This window comes from Bradyrhizobium valentinum (assembly GCF_001440405.1).
Taxonomy (GTDB): domain Bacteria; phylum Pseudomonadota; class Alphaproteobacteria; order Rhizobiales; family Xanthobacteraceae; genus Bradyrhizobium; species Bradyrhizobium valentinum.
Map to the genome: position 1 here is coordinate 1 of NZ_LLXX01000142.1, position 7,801 is coordinate 7,801.

Here is a 7,801-nt window from a genome sequence, read left to right on the forward strand (position 1 = left end):
GGTCGACTGGGCGCTGGAACAGATCGCCGCCACTTTGAGGCAGGATTTCTCGTGACTACTGGCCAGCGCCGCCGACTGCCGTCGTTCTGGATGCACGCGCTTGCTGAGCTATTTCCCTTCCCCTGAGCATGCTATGATCTGATTTGTCGGAGAAGATTATATGAAGCGCGTCGCCATCTACATTCAGGTCAGCACTTCGAAGCAGGACACGGATAATCAGCGCCGGGAGTTGGAAGAGGTGGCAGAGCGCTCAGGTTGGAAGATCATAAAAGTCTACGAGGACGCTGGCTTCAGTGGTGCCAAGGGCAGGGATCAACGACGAGATCGAATGCTTTTCCCGCTGCCTTTGCGGTTTCCTCAATGGCGCCCTCATAAGGCGCTTTTGCTGTGGAATCAGTCATCCCCGAGCCCTCTTGTTGCACGTAGGTTAGATCAACCTAAGAGCGCGCGAAAGCGCCCCACATTGGGATAGATTAAGCAAATCAGGCGCAAGATGTCCGTGGGCTTGATAACCCGGACCGAGATATAGCCGCACCATGCTTGGTCAGCGTGCTCCCGATTGGCGTCGGGGCGGCTCCGGGCCTTCGGCTAATATGTCAGCGGCAGCACTCGTTGCACAATGGCGCCGAGGCAAACGAGCACCACGAGCAACTTAAGCAGATTTGCTAGTCGAGCGTCGGTGGCGAACTTGTCGATGGCCCAAAAGCAGATTGCGCCGACGACGACGATAATTAAAACCCCAATCAGAACTGAAATCATGGCGTCCTCGTTGTGTTGTCGATCTTCATTTCGCCTTCGCCTTCAGCCCCAGCTCGACCAGGCGGCGGATGGCTTCGGGGCGATCGAGTTTCACGTCCTGAAGGGCGATCCACTCGTCAATTGATCGCATTTCGGACTCAGTCCACTCAGGGTTTGGGCTGCTCGCCAGTGCCTTTTGAGCCATGACTTTTGCAGCGGCTACGGACGCCGTGATTTTGGCTAGGGTGCTTTCTTTCATCGGATCTTCGCCTTCTTCGCTGACTCAACCCAGCGGCGGCTTTCGTGCGAGGGTTCACCCTGGCGGGCCCTTTCTTTCGCCGGATTTCTGTCACCATCCTTTCGTGTTTTCGAATCGATGGGGAGAATAGACGTGGCGACAGGCACAGTGAAGTGGTTCAACGCGACAAAGGGCTATGGATTTATTCAGCCCGACACTGGCGGCAAGGACGTGTTCGTCCATATCTCGGCCGTCGAGAGAGCAGGTCTCAGCAATCTGAATGAGGGCGCGAAGGTGAGCTATGAAGTCGTAGCCAACCGCGGGAAAGAATCCGCCGAAAACCTCAGGGTAGGTTGATCGTCGTAGTCATCCAATTTGGCCCGCCGGTTCACGCTGGCGGGCCGCGGGCATTTGTTACCGCAGCTCTGTATCTTCGGGGCAATCGCGGATTGCTCCCAAGGCCCGCGGGAAGTAACCGCGTAGGAAGCCCGCCGACTCAACCTGGCGGGCTTTTATGGGAACGTCTTGGCTGGTTCGCGGTTGTCTTAGCGGCGACGGAATCTTGCGAGGAGCGGGACAGTCCCGGCATCAGGCCATGCGGTGTAACGCCCGCGTGGCCTTTGTCTTGTGGGGCAGTCTTAGCGAGGAACTAGCCGCTTCGATTGGACTTGAATCCGGAGGCCAGTCCCAAAAAGGCTGGCCTGGCGCGGTCCCGCCGATAAGCCCCAACCACCCCCGAAGGTGGGGCCGTGCTCCTAGCGGAGAAATGTAATGCCCGAACCGAGCAAGGAAGAGATCGAGGCGCGAGCTTATCAACTTTGGGAGCAGGCCGGCCGACCCGTCGGACGGGAGAGGGAATTCTGGAATTTGGCTGAACAGGAGTTGCGCAATGAGGACAAATCCTCGCCAACGCGCACCCCTGACACGCTGTGACGCAATCGAGAGAACCTACAGCGAGCCCAGCGCCTGCCAGACGATCGCCAGCAGCAAGATCACAAGCATGGCGTAGGCAGTCCTGCCGCCAATGCGGTTCACTCCAAGACCTCATATTTGAATGTAACGCCATCGGAATCGCGGCCGGCTTTCGTTTTTAGTAGACCCGGCGATGCCGCCGATAACCCGCGGGCTCTTGCGCGCTCGCGAAATATGGATTGATGACGCACTGTGCCGCGCGGCCCGATGCCGACGAGTTGCACTGGGGCAGCGACGTGTAGCGGCATTCGTAATAGTTGAGCCGGCCGTACACGTGCAGGCAAACCGGATAAGCCGGATCGTACGTCTGGGCGGCCGCCGGCCCTATTGAGACCATCCCGATCGCCAAAATCGCCAAGGCCAGAATGCGAATCAGAGCCTCCTTCGCCATTCACTCCAATACCTCACACTCGAACGCCACGTCTTTCGGGTCGTTTTCCTCGAACCAGGTTTCCGCGGCGTCCGTGGTGGCGAAGACCTTGACGTGCTCGGCGTCGCCAACCTGCTTGCTGGTGTTGACATAGACAAAAACGGTCATCGCTGGATCCTGTATGCCTTGGTTTTCTTCGCCCTTGCCGGCGTTCAATGCCCGCAGCAGTGCGCGCGTTGCTGTCTTTGCGTAAAGTGTACCACAGTTTGCGGCACCTCCGGTGGAATGCCCCACGCCGGGCCAGAACTTTAGGAATATGATGCGTGACCATTGGGAGGTTTACGCATGGCAAAAGAACCGCACCAAAAGACCAACGCCGAACTCGCGCAGGATTTGTCCACACGGCCTGACAGTCTCATCCACCTCACCGCAAAGGCCGAAATGGCACGAAGAGCCGCCGTACAGGACCAGTGGCGGAGCTGGATCATGTTCGCTTCCGTGGTGATCGCAGCGCTCGCGGCCGCCGCTTCGGCCTGCTCGGCTTACTTCGCCTATCTCAGTTCGCTCCATAAGTGAGAACATCAGAACGCCCCCTAGACGGGGTCTCATTTGCGAAGACGTTGAGATGATCGGGATGACCAACCTGGTATCTGGTATCCACGTAAATCCACACCGTCGTCATTGGTCCCTCCTAAGCTTGCGCCCAATGCTTGTCCTTTCGCGATAAATCAAACGCTCGAACGTGGCCGCGATTCAATGCTCTCATGACGGCGATGCGGGCGAGCATCGTCGGACCGCTGCGCGACACCAACATCAGCGCCTCGATTGCGGCTTGCCATTCCGGCAGGTCGGATTCCTTTTTCGGCAGGGCCGTGATGAACGTTGCGGCGTCGTGCAGGGTAACGAGCGTTCGGCCGTCGGGTAGTTGGATTGGATCCTCGAAAGCACGTTGCCAGCCGCGATCGATCACGCGGCGGCCTTGTCTTCCTTGTCCGCGCCGCGCGCCACAATCTTCAGCCCGTCATCCGGCAGCGGCCGCTGCAGTGCCTTTGCTTCGTCCCAGGGCGCACGCATCCAGACGTCGCGCTCCTCGTCGATCCAGTGGATCACCGGCATTGCCTTGGATCGGCTCGACGATCGCGTTCGGCGAGGTCGTCAGGAAGCCGCAGCAGCCGAGGTGAGGGCGGGTGCATTTTGTTGCCCATAGCGGCAGGTCAGCTAGACTTGTTTCCAAAACGCCGCCCGAACTTATGGGCAGGAATGCCGTCGTCCGTCATAGCCCATGTAGGTTCCGGATGCCGGATCGTAGGTCCGAAAGTGCTGGCAGCCGTAGCCCCCGCGCGGTTTGTGCTCAACGCGAGCTGGTTCACCCGGTTTAATTGCCGATTTGCCGTTCTCCCTGGCCACGTCCGGTTGCACTGCGGTCTGGGCGGGCTTCACGAGGGCGTAGCTGTTTGCCCAGGCGGGCAAGGAGACACCGGGCCTCCCGTCCACGGCAGCGGGTATCTGTTCCATGGCGCGCCGCGCGTTCGCCAGTTCGGTTGCCAGCGCTTCGGCCCTGTCGTGCTCCTGCTGCAGAGCCTGCCGCAGTACCGCCGTCGCATTGTCGACCGCCTGGCTGAACTGGTCCGCCTCGCCGTCGCGCATCGACAACAGCTTCCCGACGTACCGCCACGCCTTCACCAGTTCGGCTTCGAGCGCCCCGGCCCGATCGTGCTCCTGCTGCAGAGCCTGCCGCAGTCCGCCGTCGCGCTGTCGACTGCCTGCTTGAGCTGCGCCGTCTCGTCGTTCTTCGGCAATGGCGTCTGTTGCGCCATGACCGGCGAGACGATCGTGATGAGCTTAGATATCTCCTGCTGACTGGCGTATCGCGTCACATAGGCGACGACTGCGGCGTGGAGACAGATTCCGATGAGCGCCGCCGTGACGAGGGTTCGGGCGATCCAGGAAGCTGCAAATCCCCGCCGCGCGTGTGACGCCTCGAGGATGACGACGTTCGGTGCGGTCTCAATCGTATGGCGCATGTAAACCACCGCCAATTCTGACGGGTTATCGGGCCATTTCTTCTTCACTTCGCCAATACAGGAAGCCTACTCCCACCCGTGGCGGGCCTCAAGTTGCTCTTTTTGGTGAGGGTTCCGGCTGCACGCAGCTCGCTAGGGCTGCGAGACGTTCCTGATGTTGGTGACTGGCGGCCCGCCTGTGCGCGGTGGCGGCGGCTTGCCCCAGCGCATCAGCATCAACTCGCGCTCAGTGCCAGCATTGCGGATGACGGGCGCTGGATAGTCGGGAAACACGCCGGGCATTGGCGGTAGGGTGCCGACGTAGCGGTTCATCACGCGGAAGAGCGCGCGGATCGCTTCTTGATTGGTGGTGATGCTGTAGAGATTGCACATCGAAGGCTGCCGCGAAGGATGGTTCTTGCGCTAGTCTCTATTACTATGCAGGTCCCTTAGCTTGCGCATGTAGTAGCCCTGCCTCTGGAGCGCGGAGCTAATCTCGTGCTGACTTTGATAACCCGCTTCTTGCTCTTGCGCCATTTTCCCTGCGCTGCAGCGGGCGGCATCGGATATCCCCTCTTCACAATGAGCAGATCACGTTTGGTATTCAAATACACGTCCATATGCCTGTCTCCCAAAGCGATGAACTTATCGCTTGCGAGCAAAATAATGGGTTACCAAAGTGCAACACCGAGCCCTATTGTGCGCTCGCGATTTACCACCAGCAAGTGCGCACGGCAGAGGCGCGGATCAACGACTATTTTAATACCTCGTACTCGAACGCGACGCCTTCAGGATCGTTCTCCTCGAACCACTTTTCCGCCGCATCCACATTGGCGAACACCTTGATGTAGTCTTTGTCTCCGATCTGCTTGCTCGTGTTGACGTAAACGAAAACAGTCATTGGTCTTCAGCTTGCGTCGGCTGCGCCAAGGCCGAAGCTATCTGATCAGGTGCGCCAGCATGGCCTCACAGGCCGTCTCGGCTTCGGCGAACGTCTTGAAGGGTGATCCGCCCACCCTGATCGTAGGCTTGTTAATATGGATGGGGCGCCAAGAAGCTACAAAGCCTGGCTTGCCGTGAAGTCCGGGCCCATCTCTGCTCTCGTTACTGATTACGAACGAAAAGCCGAGTTCGCTCGCGCTCCATATCTCTAACTCCTCTGCCGCAGAACCAACGCGGCTGAAATGCAGGGTCATGTCACCCTCAACGGCGGTGGTAAGTCTGACGTGACTCGACGCTTCTCCGCTTCCACGGTTCCAACCTTTCTTGCAACTTTTTCTCTGCGCTGCGACGGCTGGCTTGACCAAGTGGAAGCGCCACGGAGCCAATGTGATCCCTAGGGGTCGTGGATTGCACGTCTGGCGCCGTAGCGCTGTAATCCCTGGCCATGAGCGCCAAATCGCGACACGTCATCTGGGGCGGCAAGATCATAGGAGCCGAGATGCGCGCCCAAGGCGCCCGGGAGGCTGCCCAGAAGGCAGTTCGGGACGCCGACCGCGCGGAGGCGGAGGCTTGGTCGATCCGCACGGAAGGCTATGGCGGACCCGCACAGCCGTCGCCGACGATTGGCCAGTGCCTCAATGGTGGGTTGGGCTGGCTGGAGGTCGAATGTAATCGCTGCAAGACGCGGGCGAGCCTACCGCTCGACGCCATCCGCCGACCGCGCGACACGCCGCTCTGGAAGCTGGAGGCTTCGTTGAAATGCCGGTCATATCGAAAGGGCCGCCACGCACCGCTGGTGCACGTGATCAAGCTGACCGAGACAAGGGGGATCACGCCTTACAAGTGGTGCACCTGATGAGGAGCGATAGCTTTCGGTTGAAAGGACGGTCGACGCCTGCGGTGCATACGCAAATCCAAATTACTAACTTACCAACTTGTTGGCGCGCGCCAGATCCTCCAGTGCGTCGGCCAAATCAAAATCGGCTCATCGGCCCAAGCATTGTACCAAACCCCTGATTTTCGACGGCATGGAAAACCCAATGGCATAATGCCAATTTTATCAAGTTCGCCAACTTCCAAATCGCAGTCTTCCGGCGCGAGTTGGATCGGTAGCCACCGCAGAGCCCGACACGACATCCCTGAGAGCCTAAAGGGCGCGTACAATTAATGCCGCCACCCGCCTCTGGAAGCTACCGATCTGTCTGAACGCATCCTGCCGCTCTGATCCCTCAGGAAGGCGTTGCGCGGCTTCCCATAAGCTCGCTAACAACCTCGTCATGTCTTTCAATTCATCGGCCTCGGACATTCCAACTGTGCGTCGGCTCAACGTTGAGTCCTCATTGTACGAACGGATAAATGTGGGTGTGGGGGGCCGCGACGGGATAGCGCGGCGAGTAAAGGAAGAGAGTAAGTACAAATGGCAGTATCTATGCAGTTGCCGCGTGGGAATTACTGGCGCAGCAAAAGGTGCTCTTCTCCACGCACGCGGCGTAACATCGATCTCCACGTTTTACTCATGTTGAAAACGAGGATCAGCCAGCATTTGCGGCATCTCTGTGTCATGCAGCCGTCATATTGGAGCCGGTGCCTTCTGGGACTGCGCGCTGATAATCGGATCAGGCTTGACCCGAAGCCGTGGCCGAGGTTGGCGTGTCGTACCCTCGTCGCAAGAATGCCCATGAAGAATGCGCCGCTCGATCCTAATGACGCTGATCTGGCCCCAGCCGATCCAGCGGTTACCACCTACGACGAGGAGCATCTCATCACGTACTTGCGCCTGCTCGATGCCGATGCGGACGGTGCCGCTGGCGCGATGTCTCGCGGATCGTCCTGCATGTTGACCCGGACCGCGACGCCGACCGCGCGCGGCGAGCGTTCGAAAGCCACCTCTCGCGCGCCAGATGGATGACCGACCAAGGTTATCGCCACCTGTTACGAAGCGGCGCCTGATCGTCGCGACACCTGGCTTTGCTTATAACTCTCGATCATCATAGGCGTCACATCGCTAGGGTAGCAAAGCGGCGCCGCGCCGCCCGGTCGAGAATAGGCGCTCCGAGAGCCGCACGCTCTGCCGTTGCGCATGGTGTCATTCGGGCAGGCGCATGGCCTGCCGGTTGCGTGATACTGGTCTCGACTTGCCTTGACTAGGATCGCAGCGATTGCCGCGGCCGTCAGTGCGATCTCAGCCTTGCGCTGTATCTCAGGCGGTGCAGGCTTCTCGAGGGCGCGGGTGGCCGTAGGCTTCTCGGGTGCCGCCTTGGTGGTGGCGTGGACCGGATTGAAAGGAGCGTTTGAGGTCGTAGCCGCTGCAATAGGAGGTGATACAGGGGCGAAGGCAAGGGGTTTGGCCACGGAAGGTTGCGGCTGCGCGACTGGCGCGTTGTTAACGGGACTGCTAAGGCGACCTACCGTGTAAGCCCCTAGCGCCGTGACACTCAGCAGAATGAGTAGCGATTTTACCCGCATACTCGCACCGCTACCGTTAGCCGGTCTTTCGAGCATTTATGGCCCGCTCAACCTTGTCGGCTAGTTGATCCA

Annotated in this window: 14 protein-coding genes and 3 pseudogenes; 6 read left to right on the top strand and 11 right to left on the bottom strand. The window is 59.4% G+C overall.

The genetic code is table 11. From position 1 onward, the window contains the following. Positions 1 to 160: 160 nt before the first annotated feature. Positions 161 to 472: a recombinase family protein gene (locus CP49_RS24570; protein ID WP_057852759.1), complete on the top strand. Its 312-nt coding sequence runs from the start codon at positions 161 to 163 to the stop codon at positions 470 to 472. A gap of 116 nt (positions 473 to 588) precedes the next feature. Here CP49_RS24570 and CP49_RS45075 read toward each other — a convergent pair whose 3' ends face one another. Next, positions 589 to 759 (bottom strand): hypothetical protein, encoded by a 171-nt coding sequence (locus CP49_RS45075; protein WP_156438624.1) that lies wholly within the window; start codon positions 757 to 759, stop codon positions 589 to 591. A 25-nt stretch (positions 760 to 784) separates the two neighbouring features. Then, positions 785 to 997, bottom strand: a complete 213-nt coding sequence (locus tag CP49_RS24575) for a hypothetical protein (RefSeq protein ID WP_057852760.1) — start codon at positions 995 to 997, stop codon at positions 785 to 787. Between the two features lie 132 nt (positions 998 to 1,129). On the opposite strand from CP49_RS24575, the gene CP49_RS24580 reads away from it, so the two are divergent. Both CP49_RS24580 and CP49_RS43270 read left to right on the top strand, forming a co-directional pair. Further along, positions 1,130 to 1,333, top strand: a complete 204-nt coding sequence (locus CP49_RS24580; RefSeq protein ID WP_063791761.1) for a cold-shock protein — start codon at positions 1,130 to 1,132, stop codon at positions 1,331 to 1,333. 414 nt (positions 1,334 to 1,747) lie between these two features. Then, positions 1,748 to 1,909, top strand: coding sequence for a DUF2934 domain-containing protein (locus CP49_RS43270; RefSeq protein ID WP_082646215.1), 162 nt, complete (start codon positions 1,748 to 1,750; stop codon positions 1,907 to 1,909). Positions 1,910 to 2,066: 157 nt separating this feature from the next. On the opposite strand, the gene CP49_RS24585 is transcribed toward CP49_RS43270, so the two are convergent. Further along, entirely contained in the window at positions 2,067 to 2,339 is a 273-nt protein-coding gene (locus CP49_RS24585; protein ID WP_245310841.1) for a DUF3551 domain-containing protein, read from the bottom strand. Next, positions 2,340 to 2,486, bottom strand: a complete 147-nt coding sequence (locus CP49_RS46295) for a hypothetical protein (protein ID WP_197423218.1) — start codon at positions 2,484 to 2,486, stop codon at positions 2,340 to 2,342. Positions 2,487 to 2,663: 177 nt separating this feature from the next. Between CP49_RS46295 and CP49_RS24595 the strand changes: the two genes are divergently transcribed. Further along, on the top strand, positions 2,664 to 2,894 hold the full coding sequence (locus tag CP49_RS24595) for a hypothetical protein (RefSeq protein ID WP_057852763.1): 231 nt from the start codon (positions 2,664 to 2,666) through the stop codon (positions 2,892 to 2,894). Positions 2,895 to 3,009: 115 nt separating this feature from the next. On the opposite strand, the gene CP49_RS24600 is transcribed toward CP49_RS24595, so the two are convergent. The 7 genes and pseudogenes from CP49_RS24600 to CP49_RS24620 all read right to left on the bottom strand — a co-directional run bounded on the left by CP49_RS24600 (position 3,010) and on the right by CP49_RS24620 (position 5,517). Then, on the bottom strand, positions 3,010 to 3,288 hold the full coding sequence (locus CP49_RS24600) for a hypothetical protein (protein ID WP_245310842.1): 279 nt from the start codon (positions 3,286 to 3,288) through the stop codon (positions 3,010 to 3,012). Further along, positions 3,285 to 3,434, bottom strand: a complete 150-nt coding sequence (locus CP49_RS46300) for a hypothetical protein (RefSeq protein WP_197423219.1) — start codon at positions 3,432 to 3,434, stop codon at positions 3,285 to 3,287. The genes CP49_RS24600 and CP49_RS46300 overlap by 4 nt, the downstream gene beginning before the upstream one ends. 132 nt (positions 3,435 to 3,566) lie before the next feature. Then, on the bottom strand, positions 3,567 to 3,965 hold the full coding sequence (locus tag CP49_RS47750; RefSeq protein ID WP_245310843.1) for a BA14K family protein: 399 nt from the start codon (positions 3,963 to 3,965) through the stop codon (positions 3,567 to 3,569). A 32-nt stretch (positions 3,966 to 3,997) separates the two neighbouring features. Then, a complete protein-coding gene (locus tag CP49_RS24610) occupies positions 3,998 to 4,342 on the bottom strand; it encodes a hypothetical protein (protein WP_057852765.1) in 345 nt (114 codons plus the stop codon). 135 nt (positions 4,343 to 4,477) lie between these two features. Beyond that, positions 4,478 to 4,714: pseudogene (locus tag CP49_RS24615) on the bottom strand (SOS response-associated peptidase); the annotation flags it as partial. A gap of 361 nt (positions 4,715 to 5,075) precedes the next feature. Next, positions 5,076 to 5,222: a hypothetical protein gene (locus tag CP49_RS46305; protein WP_197423220.1), complete on the bottom strand. Its 147-nt coding sequence runs from the start codon at positions 5,220 to 5,222 to the stop codon at positions 5,076 to 5,078. Positions 5,223 to 5,259: 37 nt separating this feature from the next. Further along, positions 5,260 to 5,517 carry a hypothetical protein gene (locus CP49_RS24620; RefSeq protein ID WP_057852826.1) on the bottom strand — a complete coding sequence of 86 codons (258 nt, stop codon included), beginning with the start codon at positions 5,515 to 5,517 and terminating at the stop codon, positions 5,260 to 5,262. Between the two features lie 191 nt (positions 5,518 to 5,708). Between CP49_RS24620 and CP49_RS24625 the strand changes: the two are divergent. Together CP49_RS24625 and CP49_RS24630 are read left to right on the top strand one after the other, a co-directional pair. After that, a pseudogene (locus CP49_RS24625) lies at positions 5,709 to 6,132 on the top strand (hypothetical protein). Positions 6,133 to 6,941: 809 nt separating this feature from the next. Continuing rightward, positions 6,942 to 7,213: pseudogene (locus CP49_RS24630) on the top strand (DNA -binding domain-containing protein). Positions 7,214 to 7,801: the final 588 nt, after the last annotated feature.

Coding starts and splice junctions, on each gene's coding strand:
- CP49_RS24570 (WP_057852759.1), top strand. CDS start 161: ATGAAGCGCGTCGCCATCTACATTCAGGTCAGCACTTCGAAGCAGGAC.
- CP49_RS45075 (WP_156438624.1), bottom strand. CDS start 759: ATGATTTCAGTTCTGATTGGGGTTTTAATTATCGTCGTCGTCGGCGCA.
- CP49_RS24575 (WP_057852760.1), bottom strand. CDS start 997: ATGAAAGAAAGCACCCTAGCCAAAATCACGGCGTCCGTAGCCGCTGCA.
- CP49_RS43270 (WP_082646215.1), top strand. CDS start 1,748: ATGCCCGAACCGAGCAAGGAAGAGATCGAGGCGCGAGCTTATCAACTT.
- CP49_RS24585 (WP_245310841.1), bottom strand. CDS start 2,339: ATGGCGAAGGAGGCTCTGATTCGCATTCTGGCCTTGGCGATTTTGGCG.
- CP49_RS46295 (WP_197423218.1), bottom strand. CDS start 2,486: ATGACCGTTTTTGTCTATGTCAACACCAGCAAGCAGGTTGGCGACGCC.
- CP49_RS24595 (WP_057852763.1), top strand. CDS start 2,664: ATGGCAAAAGAACCGCACCAAAAGACCAACGCCGAACTCGCGCAGGAT.
- CP49_RS46300 (WP_197423219.1), bottom strand. CDS start 3,434: ATGCCGGTGATCCACTGGATCGACGAGGAGCGCGACGTCTGGATGCGT.
- CP49_RS47750 (WP_245310843.1), bottom strand. CDS start 3,965: ATGCGCGACGGCGAGGCGGACCAGTTCAGCCAGGCGGTCGACAATGCG.
- CP49_RS24610 (WP_057852765.1), bottom strand. CDS start 4,342: ATGCGCCATACGATTGAGACCGCACCGAACGTCGTCATCCTCGAGGCG.
- CP49_RS46305 (WP_197423220.1), bottom strand. CDS start 5,222: ATGACTGTTTTCGTTTACGTCAACACGAGCAAGCAGATCGGAGACAAA.
- CP49_RS24620 (WP_057852826.1), bottom strand. CDS start 5,517: ATGACCCTGCATTTCAGCCGCGTTGGTTCTGCGGCAGAGGAGTTAGAG.